Below are 13330 nucleotides of genomic sequence, written 5' to 3'. Positions count from 1 at the left end.
GCCGCGCCGGTCGGGTTGACGTCGACTGCCAGCCCGGTGTCCGGGTCGGCCAGCGCCTGCACGTGCGCACTGATCCGGTGATCGATCCAGGGCTCACCGGTCAACACGTATCTCGGTTGCGCCGCAACACGTTCGGTGAGCACGTAGCCGGTACCGGCCGTGATCTGCGCCAGCGCGTCGAGATTGGGCCACGGCCTCTCGGGGTTGACGTGGTCCGGTGTCAGGGGCGAAACACCGCCCCAGTCATCCACTCCGGCTTTGACCAGCGACGCGCATTCTTCCGGCGACACCAGGTTCGGCGGGGCCTGGATCCGGATGTGCGGTCCGAGTACGAGTCGCGCCACCGCGACGGCGGCAAGGAACTCGTCGAACTCCGCGTCGGCGACCCCACGCATCGCGGTGTCGGGCTTCGCCCGGAAGTTCTGCACGATGACCTCCTGCAGATGCCCGAACTCGTTGTGCACCTTGGCCATCTCGAACAGCGAGTCAGCACGCTCGGCCCGGTTCTCCCCGATCCCCACCAGGATCCCGGTCGTGAACGGCACCGAGTTCTTGCCTGCGTCGATGAGCACCTGCTTGCGGACCTCGGGGTCCTTGTCCGGACTCCCGTAATGGGCGTTGCCCTTGTCGGTGAACAACCTGCGGGCGGTGGTCTCGAGCATCATTCCCATCGACGGGGCAACGGGTTTGAGCCAAGCCATCTCATCGCTGCTCATCACCCCGGGGTTCAGGTGTGGCAACAGCCCTGTCTCTTCGAGCACGCGGATCGAGGCGGCGCGGACGTAGTCGAGAGTCGATGCGTATCCATGGTCGTCGAGCCACGCCCTCGCTTCCGGCCAACGATCCTCCGGACGATCACCCAGCGTGAAAAGCGCCTCTTTACAGCCCATCTCGGCGCCGCGGCGCGCGATGTCGAGCACTTCGTCCATCTCCAGGTACATCCCTTTGCCCGCCCGGGCGAGCTTGCCGGGGACGGTGACGAAGGTGCAGTAGTGGCAGCGGTCGCGGCACAGTGTGGTCAGCGGGATGAACACCTTGCGCGAGTAACTGATCTGCCCTCCGCGCCCCTCGGCCTCGAGTCCGGCATCACGGACCCGGCCCGCATAGGTGCACAGCGCGGCGAGATCGTCGCCCCGCACACCGAGCAGGACGGTGGCCTCGTCGAGGTCGATCGACTCGCCGGCGCGCACCCGGTCGAGCGCGCGCGCCACCTCGGCGGGTTCAGGTGGCTCATCGGACGGGTTCACGGCCCCGGGCATAGCCGGATCGGGCAGCAGTGTCGTCTCGGAGGTCACCATCAGATAATGCTCCCTGGTCGCCGGTTCATTCCCTGCCACCCTTGCTCGGGTGCACCGGCGGCGTCTCCGACGCAGGCAGCAGGCCCGCATAACCCGCGAACATCGGTGCCGCGACACCCAGGGCCAGCAGCAGGAACGAGCGCCAGTCCTGCGGGATCACCGCATCGCCGCCGGGACCGCCCGCAGCCGAGACGAAGAAGGCAACCGCGAACGCGACCAGCGCTCCGAACTTCGCAGGCCCCGCGGTCAGGGTCGCGCTGAACCACAGCAACACGTAGTTCGCGAGCCCCGCCGCCAGCGCGCTGATCGGGAACGCCACCGAACCGATGGACAGTTGCAGGAACGCGACGCCGAGGATGCCGACGAGAAAGCCGTCGATCCACAGGAACCCGAGAAGGAACTTCCGCATCACCTCGCCATGCATCACAGCCCTCCGAAAAGGTCGGTTTCCCGCCCTACCGGGCCGAGCGGACCGGGGTCGCCGGCCACCAGCATGTAGTGTTCCTCGGCGAATATGGGCTGAATGATGTTGTTCGACAGAGCGTATTCGGTGCCGGACGGTGCCACCGTGACCTGCGTGGCGTGCGCGGCCAGGGCCCGGACCTTGCGGTCGTAGACCTCCCGGACGTCGATGGCGGTGGTGATCTCGCCGTCACGATGACTGGGCAGTTCGCCGATCGCCGGCATCCGCCAGCCGGCAGGGACGCGGGTCTGTGCAGAAGCCAGACCGTCGGACAGTGCCGACTCCTCGGTGACCGTCCAGTAGTGCTTGGAGACCGCCCAGGCGTTGTCGGCGGCAGCCGCGATGTCGATCGCCTCGGCACAGATCGCGTGCACCTGGATGTGGTCCGGGTGTCCGTAGCTGCCGACCGGGTCATAGCCGACCAACACCTGTGGGCGCAGTTCGACGATCAGCTCCGCGAGAGCTTGCGCGGGCGCTCGCGACCCTGCGCCGATGAAGGCGCGCGGATGATCGTTCGACGGTGCGCCGGCCATGCCCGAATCACGCCACCGGCCGGCACCGCCGAGAAAATGCGGTTCGAGCGGTTTCGCCGGATCGGGGCTGAGCGCCACCAGCGCCTCGCTGAGTTCGCCGATCCGGTACCCACCGAGCTGATCGGCGCCTCCGTCGGCCACGAGGCCGCCCCATCGAGCACCGATGACCTCACCCTCTTCACCGAGGGTGCAGGTGACCACAGTGACCTCGGCGCCGTCGGCCAGGTACTTCGCGATGGTGCCGCCGGTGGTGATGGTCTCGTCGTCGGGGTGGGCATGGACGAGCAGCAAACGGTTCATCGTCTCGATTCGCTTTCAGTTACCGGTCTGCTGCTGCCAGGCCGCGGATCCACCGAAGATACCGGTCTGCACCGGTCCGGTCACCGCGGCTCCGGTGACCAGAGGCGAGACCGCGGTCGTCAAGACGTCCTGATAGACGGGCAGGTAAACCGACCGTTCGTCGAGCAGTCGCTGTGCTGTCCGCAGATTGTCCGTGGGGTCGTCCTCGGAGATCGCGCGGGTCGCGAGATCCTCCAGTTCGGGGTCACACAGCCCGGAGACGTTGCTCGTGTACCGCGGCTCGCTGCGCTCGGCGTCGGGAGCTTCTGAGCTGGATGGCGACGGAGTCGCGCTCGGTTCCGGCTCGGGTGCGGTCGTACGGGTGAGCGAGGTGCTCGGTGTCCCGGATACCCCGGGCACTTCGGTGCTCAGGCATTCGGTGTTCGAGGCGAGCGCCGTGGCCGGGGACTCTCCCGCCCGACTCCAGCCGACGACGAGGTCGACCCGGCGGCCGGTGAGCGCGGAGCTGTACAACTCGGCGGTCGACAGCGTCACGGCCTCGGCCCGGATGCCGGACCTGCTCAGTTGATCGACGATGTTCGCCGCGGCTGCCCCGGTCCGCGGATCGCCGGTCACCGATGCCACCCGGACGATCAGTGCGTCGCCGTCGCTTTCCTCGACCTCCTGCGCGCCCGCGGGAAGCGGAGGCAGACTGCTGTTCTCTGATCCGGTCGTGCCCTCTTCGCCTGACGCAGGCGCCTCGGTCGTGGTTGTGGTGGTCGTCGCACCCGGGGTGCTCTGCGCGGGGGTGGGAGCGGGCTCCACCGGACCCCGCTGGTATCCCGCCGACGTCAGCCATTGCTCGATCTGTTCAGGCGTCACAGTGAGTCGGGGCACCGGGTAGTAACCCGGATCGGACGGCGCGTACACGGAGTTCTCGGCGGGCAACACCTCGGTGTCGTCGGCCCCTGCGAAGGTGACGAGCCGGGTGTCGATCGACGCCAGGACTGCGCGCCGGAGGTCGAAGTTCGACATCGACTCCGTCCGCGTGTTGACCGTGACTCCGAGCGTGCGCGACTGCGGAACATTCCCTGTCTGCACGCCGCCGATGCTTCCGAGGTTGGCGGCAAGGGCGGGTCCGCCACTGACCGCGGCCACCCTGGTGTCACCCGAACGCATCGAGTCGGCGAGCTGGCTGGTGGTGCCGGCGCGCCGTAAGGTCATCCGGTCGAGCAGCGCCGGGGTGAGCCAGAACCTGTCGTTGCGGATGAGCCGAACTTCGTCCCGGCTGTGATCGATGCCGCTGATGGTGAACGGTCCGCCCGATGCCGGGAAGCCGCTGTCCATGCCTGATTGGAAACCGCCGGGTGCGCCTTTGAGGACGTGGGAGGGCAGCAGATCATTGAACAGTTCGCGCCACGCCGGGTAGGGCGCAGCGAACGTCGCCGTGACCTCTTTGCCTCCGGCACCACTGCGGACGTCGGTGATCAGGCGGTAGCCGGCCGGAGCCGTCACGTTCGGCTGGCGGCCCATCTGCTGCCAGAGGTAGATGAAGTCTTCCGCGGTGATCGGCAGCCCGTCCGACCACTGCGCATCTTCATGGATGCGATAGGTGACGGTGAACGGTGCCGTGCCGGAGACATCTGCGCTGGTCAGCAGCGCATTGTCCATCGTCCACACCACGCGACCGCCCTCGTTCGCGGGCCGGAACGAACTGGGCAACGTCATCGCGGCGACTGCAGTGGTCACCGCGGACTGGTCCGCAGCGAGATGGGGGTTGAACCCGATACCGATCGAATCGGTCGCCACGTAAAGGACCTGCCCGGACGGTTCGGCAGGCTCAGGCGGGACCGAATTGGTCTGCTGCACGGGGGGCGGCGGATCCGCGACGCAGCCGGTGACGACGAGCAGGCATGACAACGTCAGCGCGAAAATCCATCGTTTGCCCAATTGCTCGTTTTCCCCTGTCGTACCCGTCGCCGCCGCGGCCCGGTTCACCCGTCAGGGCTGGCGACCTTTCTACCCGAAGGTGTCCCCGGGGCGTCGCCGCCCCGGGTCCACCGCAGATCAGCTGACGCTCTGGTTGCGAGCCTTGGTCTTCGAACGCTCGCGGGCGCGGGTGTTGGAGTCGAGGTTGACCTTGCGCACCCGGACCACCTGAGGGGTGACCTCGACGCACTCGTCGTCGGTACAGAACTCCATCGCCGCTTCGAGCTCGAGCTTGATGGGCTTGGCGAGGGTCTCCATCACGTCGGCGGAGGACTGACGCATGTTGGTCAGCTTCTTCTCCTTGGTGACGTTGATGTCGAGGTCCTCCATGCGCGGGTTGATGCCCACGACCATGCCCTCGTAGGTGTCCGCGCCGGGCTCGACGAAGAAGGTTCCGCGGTCGGCCAGCTGGATCATGGCGAACGGGGTGACCGTTCCCGCGCGGTCGGAGACCAGCGAACCGGTGTGGCGGGCGCGTATCTCGCCGGCCCACGGCGCATAGCCGTCGAACACCGCGTTGGCGATACCGGTGCCGCGGGTCTCGGTCAGGAAATCGGTACGGAATCCGATCAGGCCGCGCGAGGGGACGATGAACTCCATGCGGACCCAGCCACTCCCGTGGTTCGTCATGTCGCCCATGCGGCCCTTGCGGGCGGCCAGCAGCTGCGTGACCGCACCGAGGTACTCCTCGGGGACGTCGATGGTCAGGTGCTCGAACGGCTCGTGGAGCTTGCCGTCGACCTGCTTGGTGACCACCTGGGGCTTGCCGACGGTCAGCTCGAAGCCTTCGCGGCGCATCTGCTCGACGAGGATGGCCAGCGCGAGCTCGCCACGACCCTGGACTTCCCAGGCATCGGGTCGGCCGATGTCGAGGACGCGCAGCGAGACGTTACCGATCAGTTCGCTGTCGAGGCGGTCCTTGACCATGCGCGAGGTGAGCTTGTGGCCCTTGACCCGACCGACGAGCGGCGAGGTGTTGGTGCCGATGGTCACCGAGATGGCCGGCTCGTCGACCGTGATCCGCGGCAGTGCGATCGGATGATCGACGTCGGCGAGGGTGTCGCCGATCATGATGTCCGGCATACCGGCCACGGCCACGATGTCGCCGGCGACGGCAATCTCGCCGGGCGTCCGCTCGACGCCGACGGTGATCAGGAGCTCGGTGATCTTGGCGCGCTCGGTGACGGGCTCGCCGTCGACCTCACGCAGCCAGGCCACGGTCTGGCCCTTCTTCAGCGAGCCGGCGTACAGACGGACCAGTGCGAGGCGGCCGAGGAACGCCGACGCGTCGAGGTTGGTGACGTGGGCCTGCAGGGGCGCATCGAGATCGCCCTTGGGGGCAGGGACATAGGACAACAGGACGTCGAACAGGGCGTCGAGGTTCTCACCTTCGGGAACGTTGCCGTTCTCGGGCGCCTTGGTGCTGGCGATTCCGGCGCGACCGGAGGCGTAGAGGACGGGCAGGTCGAGGGCCAGTTCGGCGGCCTCGGCGGCTTCGTCGTCGACGTCCGAAGCGAGGTCGAGCAACAGGTCGTGACTCTCCTCGACGACCTCGGCGATGCGAGCGTCCGGGCGGTCGGTCTTGTTGACCAGCAAGATCACAGGCAGCGAGGCGGCGAGGGCCTTGCGGAGCACGAAGCGGGTCTGCGGCAGCGGGCCCTCGGACGCGTCGACGAGCAGGACGACGCCGTCGACCATCGACAGGCCGCGCTCGACCTCACCACCGAAGTCGGCGTGGCCGGGGGTGTCGATGACGTTGATGATGACCTCGGTGCCGTCCGGCTGACGACGGTGCACAGCGGTGTTCTTGGCGAGGATCGTGATGCCTTTTTCCCGCTCCAGGTCACCGGAGTCCATGACGCGGTCGACGAGTTCGGCGCGTTCCTCGAAAACGCCCGATTGCCGCAGCATCGCATCAACCAGGGTGGTTTTCCCGTGGTCGACGTGCGCAACGATCGCGACGTTGCGGAAATTGGGGGCAGCAGTCACTGAAGTTCTCCGGACGTGAAGTGGGCATGTCAAAACTGTCGAGCAAGTTGCTCAGACCTCTAACAGGGTATCGCGTGCACTGGTCGGGCAGCGAAGCGGAGCTGATCCAGATCGGCCGATGAGAGCGCCGTCACAGCTCCAGCCGGACGCGAATCAAGGTGATGCTAACCTCACTTGCAACGGACAAACGAGACGAAAAGGCAGGTACGTGGGCAATAAAAAGGCGTCCAAGGTGTGTGGACTCAAGCCCAAGAAGAAATGCTGCCGCAGCTCCACGCGCTGCGTGCGCTGCCCTGTCGTGATCCACAAGATGCAGAAGCTCTCCGGTCAGGGTCTGTCCGAGAAGGAGCTTGGCAAGGCGCTGAAGAAGGTCCGCGCCCGCGCCGCCTGAGCTCTCGCAAATGCACACGCTCAAGTCATATGCACACGTTTGAACGTGTGCATATGACCCGAACGTGTGCATCTGTGGCTAGGTGAGCAAGCCGGCCAGATCGTCGAGCCAGACCGCGTCGGCGGGGACCAGTTGACCGTCGGCCGCCATCTGCCGCAGGGCAGCCGAATCCACCCACCGCAGCGCGGTGTGTTCGGTGGGCTCGGGGTTCCCACCGACCACGGTCGCCAACAGCGCGACAAGCACGAGATCGGCCTTGAGCGGTACCCCGACCCCGATCTGATCTCCCGCGCGCACGTCGATTCCGAGTTCCTCGGCGAGCTCACGTTCGAGCGCGCGACCTCGCGACTCCCCCGCTTCGACTTTGCCGCCGGGAAGCTCCCACAAACCCGCGACCTCAGCTGGATAGCTACGCTGCGCGAGCAACAGCCGACCGTCGACGACCACTGCGCCGGCAACCACCTCACGCATGGTGGTCCGTCTGCCGGGGTTCGGCGATGATCGCAAGCCTGTTGGGATCGAGGGTGATACCCACATCGTCGCCGACCTCCACCCGGAGGTCGCTCACTGCGTCGAGTTCGATACCTGCCGTCGACAGGCGCACCCGGACACCGTCGGGCAGCGACGCGACGTGCACCGCGCGCCCGACCGGGCGGCCGCTGCCGACCGGACCGGCGATCACCGCCTCGGGCCGCAGGCCCAGTCGAACCGACCCGTCGGGCAGATCGATCGGCACCGACCCGAGCGGACTGACGAGCACTCCCCCGCGGATCACCCCGTCACACAGGGTGGTGCAGCCGATGAACCGCGCGACGCTGTCGGTTCGCGGTGTTCGCCAAAGCTTTTCGGGAACATCGTCCTGGATGATTCGACCCGCTTCCATGACCGCGATCCGGTCGGCCATCATCGCCGCCTCGGTGTGGTCGTGCGTCACCACGATCGTCGGCGTGGCGGTGGCCGCGATGACCTCCGTGATCTGCAGCGCCAGTCGTTCGCGCAGTTGCCGGTCGAGTGCCGAGAGCGGTTCGTCCAGGAGCAACAAACGTGGTCGCGGCGCAAGGGCACGGGCAAGGGCAACCCGCTGCTGTTGGCCGCCCGACAATTCTGCGACCTTTCGGGACCCGAACCCGGCGAGGTCGACGAGGTCCAGCAGTTCGGCGACCCGCTCGGCGACCTCGCGTTTCGGCCGGCGTCGCACCCGCAGCCCGTAGGCGACGTTGTCGGCGACGGTCCTGCCCGGCAGGAGTTGGCCGTCCTGGAAGACGACTCCGAAGTCGCGGCGATGCACGGGGACCGGCGCCAGGTCCATGCCGTCGAACGTGATGGCCCCACCGGACAGCGGTTCGAGCCCGGCGATCGCGCGGATCAGCGTCGACTTTCCGCATCCCGACGGGCCGAGCAATGCGGTGATCGCCGCGCCAGAGGTGCCGATCGCGAGATCGAGTTCGGCGAGCACCATCTCTGAGCGGTAACCGACTGTCACAGCGGCCAACTCGAGCATCAGAACTCCCCTCCTTCATCTTTGCGGACGACTTCGATCAGTGCGACCACCGCGGCGGTGACGACCAGCATCATCACCGAGCACGCCATCGCCGTCGCAAAGTTCCCCGAACCGGGTTTGGCCAGGGATGAGCCGATCAACACCGGCACCGTGGTGGTGTCGGGCCGGGCGACGAAACTGGTGGCCCCGAACTCGCCGATGGCGATGACGAACGCGAAACCGGCTGCGGCACAGAGCGCCCGTTTGATGACCGGCAGGTCGACAGTCCACCACACCCGCAGTGGTCTGGCGCCGAGGGTCGCCGTCGCCTGTCGCAGCCGGTCATCGACCAGACCCATCGCGGGGACGAGGATGCGGATCACCAATGGGCAGGCAATCAGTGCCTGTACGGCCGGGACGATGGCCGGGGAGGTGCTGATCTCGCGGGGCATCCCCGTCAGGATCACCAAGTACCCGAGCCCGACCGTGACGGCGCTGACGCCCAGCGGGAGCATGGCGACCACGGTCGCCGCGCCCGCCAGCACCCCGCGCGCACGAGCGAGCGCGAGGGCGCCGAGAAGTCCGAGCACCATCGCGATGACCATGGCCCACGTTGCGCTGATCAACGAATATTGCATGCTCTGCCAGGGCGTCTGACCGTTCACCGAGTCGAACAGTGCCCGGTAACCATCGAGATTCCAGCTGCCGCCGACCGTGGGCCGTACCGAACGCCAGAGCAGGACGGCCAGCGGCGCGATCAGGATCAGCAGAGCCACCGCGATTATCGCGACGATCGGCACCCATTGGCGCCCGTGCGGCCTGCGACGCCGCCGTGGCGCCCCGACCGCCCGTGCGCGGCGCCCCAGCAACGCGCTGATCGCCACCACCACCGCGACAACAATGATCTGCACCATCGACAACGCCACGGCGGCAGGCAATTTGAAGAAGCCGATGGCCTGACGGTAGATCTCGGTCTCCAGGGTGTTGTACCGCCCGGCGCCTAGGATGAGCACCACACCGAAACTGGTGGCACAGAACAGGAACACCACCGACGCGGCCGACGCGATCGCGGGAGCGAGCGCGGGCAGCGTCACGGTCCGGAGCACGCGCCACCGGTTCGCACCCAGGGTCCGGGCTGCCTGCTCGGCGCGCGGGTCGATCTGAGCCCAGACCGATCCGACAGTCCGGACCACCACCGCGACGTTGAAGAACATGTGCGCCAAGATGATCGCCCAGAGGGAAGCGCCGATCCCCAGCCATCCCAGCGGCCCGCTGTCCCCCAGCAGGACGGAGAAGGCCACGCCGACGACGACCGTCGGCAGCACGAAGGGAATGGTGACGATCACCCGGAACCCCAGCGCGCCGGGCAGTTCGTAGGTGGCCAGGACCAAGGCCACCGGAAGACCGACGACCAGTGTGGCGGCCGTCGACGCCGCGGCCTGCGCGATCGTGAACCACAGGAGATCTGCCGCATTCGCGTCGGAGAGCAGTTGCGGAAGGTCGGTGCTCTCACTGTCGCCGAATGCCCGCAACGCGAGCGCCAGCAACGGCCAGCCGAACATGACCGCAACGAACAACAGGGGTAGGGCGCCCAGCAGCGCCAGCCGGGAACCGCGGGGACGTCGAAGCAGGGGTCGGCCCTCGAGCTGGCCTGCCGTCACCTCGGTCAGCGACCCATGACGGTGCGCCACTCCTGCTGCCACGCCTCCCGGTTCCCCGCGATGACGTCGGCCGGCATGGAGGCCACGAACTCGGGTTCGGGTGCGTATTGCGACCATTCAGCGGGCAACGGTGTACCGGTCCGCACCGGATAGACGTACATCGACTCGGGCAGTGCCGCCTGCACCGGTTCGCTCAGCAGGAAGTCCACCACCTTTTGGCCACCCTCGACGTTCTCGGCGCCGCGCAACACTCCTGCGTATTCCGTCTGCTCGAAGCAGGTGTTCAGCAAGGCTTTCGTCGTCGGCAGGTAGGCGGGCGACGAGGCGTACGACACGACGACGGGCTTGGATCCCTTGCCCTCCCCCGCCGTGAACTCCTGGTTGTACGCCTCCGACCACCCGGGAGCGACCGCGACGTCGTTGTCGCGCAGCTGCTGCCAGTAACCTTCCCAGCCGCCTGCGGTCGAACTCGGATACGCGGCGATGGTCGCAAGTAGGAATGCCATCCCCGGTGACGACGTCGCGGGGTCGAGAACCACGGTCAGACCCTTGTAGCGGGGGTCGGCGAGGTCGGCGAAGTTCTGTGGGGGTTGCTGTCCTCGCTGGGCGAACCAGTCGCTGTCCACGTTCACGCAGACATCCCCGCGGTCGATTGCGGTGAGTCGGTTCGGTTCGGGCAGGGCGTGCTCGTTCGGTCCGAGACCGTTGTCGGGGCTCGTGTAAGGCTCCAGGGCGTCCGCATCGAGCACCCGCGAGGCAAAGGTGTTGTCGATGCCGTAGACGACGTCGCCGCGGGGCGAGCCGGCCGTCAGCGCGATCGACGACGACAACTGACCGGCATCGGACTCCTTCACGACCTTCAACGTCAGTCCGGTCTGGCCCTCGAAAGAGGTCAGCAACTCGTCGGGCAGGGCGAAGGAATCATGTGTGAGCAGCACCACCTCGTCGTCTGACCCCGAGTCGCCGCAGGCGCTCAGGGCAGTGGCACCGACCGCCGCAGCGATCAGGACTGCCGCGATATGGACTCTTCGACGCATGGTGCCTCCAAATAGCGGTGTTCTTCTCTCGTTGATCTAACCAGCACGGGCGAGGTGTCCCGCAGTCGAAATGTGACATCACAATTGCATCACCAGCACCAAAAGCCCCATCCGTAACAGGCTATGGTCCCGGGGCGGCACGAATCGTCTTCCGAACCCGGACGACTTGTCGGCCGCACTGTTGGCGGCAGAGTCACGGAACGGTTACCGTCAGCACGGCGATACAGAACACAGGCACCTGCGACAGCGGGCTACCAACGCAAGATGGGACACCAAGAACAGTGCTACTGAGTGAGCTGACAGGTCGCGACCGCGGACGTTTCAGTGCTGGGCGTACCGCCCGCCGGACGGTGACGGCTGTGGCGATAGCAGCCTGCGCAGCGCTGGCACTGCCGGCGACCGCCTCTGCCGAACCGACCGCGCCCCCCGCTCCGAAGATCGATGACGCGACCCTGCAGTCGCTGGGCGCCTTCGTGCCGGCCATCATCGGCTCTGCCGCAACCCCGGGTCCCGACGGCAAGGTCAATGCCGACCTGGTGGCCAATGCCAAGACGCTCGCCGCCGACTCCGGCCTGCCGCCGGATCTCGCCGAGATCTGGAACAAGGTCATCAGCTTCCTCGAGGGCACGGGCGGTGGCGGCCCCGCCATCCCCACCGGCGACGGCGCTCCGATCATCCAGCAATTCCTCTACCCCACGCTCGGCCAGGGATGCATCCCCGGCGGCAATTCGGTGGGCACCGCGCTGGCTACCGCAGGCCCGCAAAAGGCCCCCGCCCCGGGCCCCGGTAAGGGTGAGGCCGGATTCGTCTACACCAGCCTCGGCACCGGCCCCGCACTGAACAACAACGCCGCGCCGCTCACCGTCGCGTGGATCAACGTCGACACCGGCAAGAGCGGCCAGCAAAGCCTCCAACGCAACGAGAAGATCAACGTCGCCGAGGGCCCCGGCACGTTCACCACCATCGCGAAAACCGGCCAGGGGCGGGTCATCTCGGCCATCTACGGCAACGTGACCACCAAGACCGAGGGCAAGACGGTCAGCTGCACCATCATCCCGACTGTGGGGCTCGCAGTCGTCTGATCACAGACACCACAGCAGCAGGCGCCGACCATCAGGTCGGCGCCTGTTCTGCTGTCTGGGGTGAAAGCGGTCACACCCTCGAGATTCGTTGAACCACAGCAGAAGTGCGGTTGGGTCGCAGTTCTGTCACAGGTAGGCCTCGCAGCTTGCCAACTGCGCGAATCACATGGTTGGCTTTAACAACCGCAACATTGGCCACATCTGTCACATCCGTAACATTTGGGCCGGTTTCGTCTGTTCAAGGAGAACCATGCCGAACCAACCGCTGATCCGTCGTGGTGTCGTAGCACTCGCGATCGCGGCCTCAGCAGCCCTGATGGCGCCGACACTCGCCGTGGCCAATCCGGTTCCGCCGGCCGACCTGACGCTGACCGCACCCACGAGCATCCCCGCGGACAAGGCCTTGTCCGCCGCCATCGCGCAGCTTCAGAAGACCAGTGTCGATCCGGAGGCGCTCGCGGCCGCCAAGGCGATACTCGGCATCGGGTCGCAGCTGTCGACCACCACGCTGCCCAAGACCGAGGTGGCTGCGCCCACCGCAACACCCGCGGCGTCCCCCACCGACGTCCTCACCCTGCTCGCGGAGGCGAACTCCGCGCTGCGTCAGATGGGCATCCAGAGCTTCATCAACCCGTCGGTGGCATTCAATTGCACCGCACCGACGCCGGACAACCCCTTCGGCCTGCTACCTGCGGTCGGTGGAGCGGTACCCGGCCCGTTCTTCCTTCCCGGATTGAAACTGCCCGCGGCCATCGATGCCAACCTGGTCAAAGACGGTGAGACCCTCTTCGGTTTCGTCCCGTCCGGAATCACCAAGGACGGCACCGCCAGCGGAATGCAGGTCGCGTGGTTCAACGTCAACACGCTGCAGGGCGGCTTCGCGGACATGGCACCGGTCGGTACCACCCTGGTCGACATCTGGATGAAGAAGGTTCCCGACAACCCCTTCAAGGGGCAGATCAAAGCAGCGCTCACGACGTTCGCCAATCGCCTCAGCGTGCCCGGATCACGGCTGGCACCGGTCAAAACCGGTAACGGCACCGTGCTGTCGGCAGTCTTCGGCACCGTCGAGAACGGCAACCGCAGTTGCTTCTTCCTCCCGATGATCGGGATCACGCAGGCTTAGTC

The 13330-nt window shown here is 66.8% G+C and carries 11 protein-coding genes and 1 pseudogene; 3 read left to right on the top strand and 9 right to left on the bottom strand.

Annotated elements, in window-relative coordinates:
* Positions 1 to 5: 5 nt before the first annotated feature.
* From cofG to typA, 5 genes and pseudogenes are all read right to left on the bottom strand, one after another.
* Positions 6 to 1259 (bottom strand): annotated as a pseudogene (cofG, locus tag BFL43_RS08610) (7,8-didemethyl-8-hydroxy-5-deazariboflavin synthase CofG); the annotation flags it as partial.
* Positions 1260 to 1323: 64 nt separating this feature from the next.
* A complete protein-coding gene (locus BFL43_RS08605; RefSeq protein ID WP_168176576.1) occupies positions 1324 to 1707 on the bottom strand; it encodes a facilitated glucose transporter in 384 nt (127 codons plus the stop codon).
* A gap of 14 nt (positions 1708 to 1721) precedes the next feature.
* Positions 1722 to 2594, bottom strand: a complete 873-nt coding sequence (gene mshB / locus BFL43_RS08600; protein ID WP_084892147.1) for an N-acetyl-1-D-myo-inositol-2-amino-2-deoxy-alpha-D-glucopyranoside deacetylase — start codon at positions 2592 to 2594, stop codon at positions 1722 to 1724.
* A gap of 15 nt (positions 2595 to 2609) precedes the next feature.
* Entirely contained in the window at positions 2610 to 4571 is a 1962-nt protein-coding gene (locus tag BFL43_RS08595) for an ABC transporter family substrate-binding protein (RefSeq protein ID WP_240498147.1), read from the bottom strand.
* Between the two features lie 69 nt (positions 4572 to 4640).
* A complete protein-coding gene (typA, locus tag BFL43_RS08590) occupies positions 4641 to 6551 on the bottom strand; it encodes a translational GTPase TypA (protein WP_084892146.1) in 1911 nt (636 codons plus the stop codon).
* A gap of 208 nt (positions 6552 to 6759) precedes the next feature.
* Here typA and BFL43_RS08585 point away from each other — a divergent pair, with 208 nt between their 5' ends.
* Complete coding sequence (locus BFL43_RS08585; RefSeq protein ID WP_084892178.1) at positions 6760 to 6942, top strand: hypothetical protein; 183 nt, start codon at positions 6760 to 6762, stop codon at positions 6940 to 6942.
* Between the two features lie 78 nt (positions 6943 to 7020).
* Here the strand turns inward: BFL43_RS08585 and BFL43_RS08580 are convergent, their stop codons facing one another.
* From BFL43_RS08580 to BFL43_RS08565, 4 genes are read right to left on the bottom strand one after another with little or no spacing between them, the layout of a single operon-like run.
* Positions 7021 to 7413, bottom strand: a complete 393-nt coding sequence (locus BFL43_RS08580; RefSeq protein WP_084892145.1) for an NUDIX domain-containing protein — start codon at positions 7411 to 7413, stop codon at positions 7021 to 7023.
* Positions 7406 to 8443, bottom strand: coding sequence for an ABC transporter ATP-binding protein (locus BFL43_RS08575; protein ID WP_084892144.1), 1038 nt, complete (start codon positions 8441 to 8443; stop codon positions 7406 to 7408). The genes BFL43_RS08580 and BFL43_RS08575 overlap by 8 nt, the downstream gene beginning before the upstream one ends.
* Positions 8443 to 10125, bottom strand: coding sequence for an iron ABC transporter permease (locus BFL43_RS08570; protein WP_346425956.1), 1683 nt, complete (start codon positions 10123 to 10125; stop codon positions 8443 to 8445). The genes BFL43_RS08575 and BFL43_RS08570 overlap by 1 nt, the downstream gene beginning before the upstream one ends.
* Entirely contained in the window at positions 10089 to 11120 is a 1032-nt protein-coding gene (locus BFL43_RS08565; RefSeq protein WP_084892143.1) for a thiamine ABC transporter substrate-binding protein, read from the bottom strand. The genes BFL43_RS08570 and BFL43_RS08565 overlap by 37 nt, the downstream gene beginning before the upstream one ends.
* Before the next feature lie 350 nt (positions 11121 to 11470).
* On the opposite strand from BFL43_RS08565, the gene BFL43_RS08560 reads away from it, so the two are divergent.
* Together BFL43_RS08560 and BFL43_RS08555 are read left to right on the top strand one after the other, a co-directional pair.
* Positions 11471 to 12202, top strand: a complete 732-nt coding sequence (locus BFL43_RS08560) for a hypothetical protein (protein ID WP_240498146.1) — start codon at positions 11471 to 11473, stop codon at positions 12200 to 12202.
* 250 nt (positions 12203 to 12452) lie between these two features.
* Positions 12453 to 13328 (top strand): hypothetical protein, encoded by an 876-nt coding sequence (locus BFL43_RS08555; RefSeq protein ID WP_084892141.1) that lies wholly within the window; start codon positions 12453 to 12455, stop codon positions 13326 to 13328.
* The last annotated feature ends 2 nt before the right edge of the window (positions 13329 to 13330 follow it).

The organism is Williamsia sp. 1135, assembly GCF_002095395.1.
Classification (GTDB): Bacteria; Actinomycetota; Actinomycetes; order Mycobacteriales; family Mycobacteriaceae; genus Williamsia.
Note: the sequence above shows the minus strand (reverse complement) of the source record. Positions and strands in the feature narration are given on the sequence as shown.

Coding starts and splice junctions, on each gene's coding strand:
- BFL43_RS08605 (WP_168176576.1), bottom strand. CDS start 1,707: ATGCGGAAGTTCCTTCTCGGGTTCCTGTGGATCGACGGCTTTCTCGTC.
- mshB (WP_084892147.1), bottom strand. CDS start 2,594: ATGAACCGTTTGCTGCTCGTCCATGCCCACCCCGACGACGAGACCATC.
- BFL43_RS08580 (WP_084892145.1), bottom strand. CDS start 7,413: ATGCGTGAGGTGGTTGCCGGCGCAGTGGTCGTCGACGGTCGGCTGTTG.
- BFL43_RS08575 (WP_084892144.1), bottom strand. CDS start 8,443: ATGCTCGAGTTGGCCGCTGTGACAGTCGGTTACCGCTCAGAGATGGTG.
- BFL43_RS08565 (WP_084892143.1), bottom strand. CDS start 11,120: ATGCGTCGAAGAGTCCATATCGCGGCAGTCCTGATCGCTGCGGCGGTC.
- BFL43_RS08555 (WP_084892141.1), top strand. CDS start 12,453: ATGCCGAACCAACCGCTGATCCGTCGTGGTGTCGTAGCACTCGCGATC.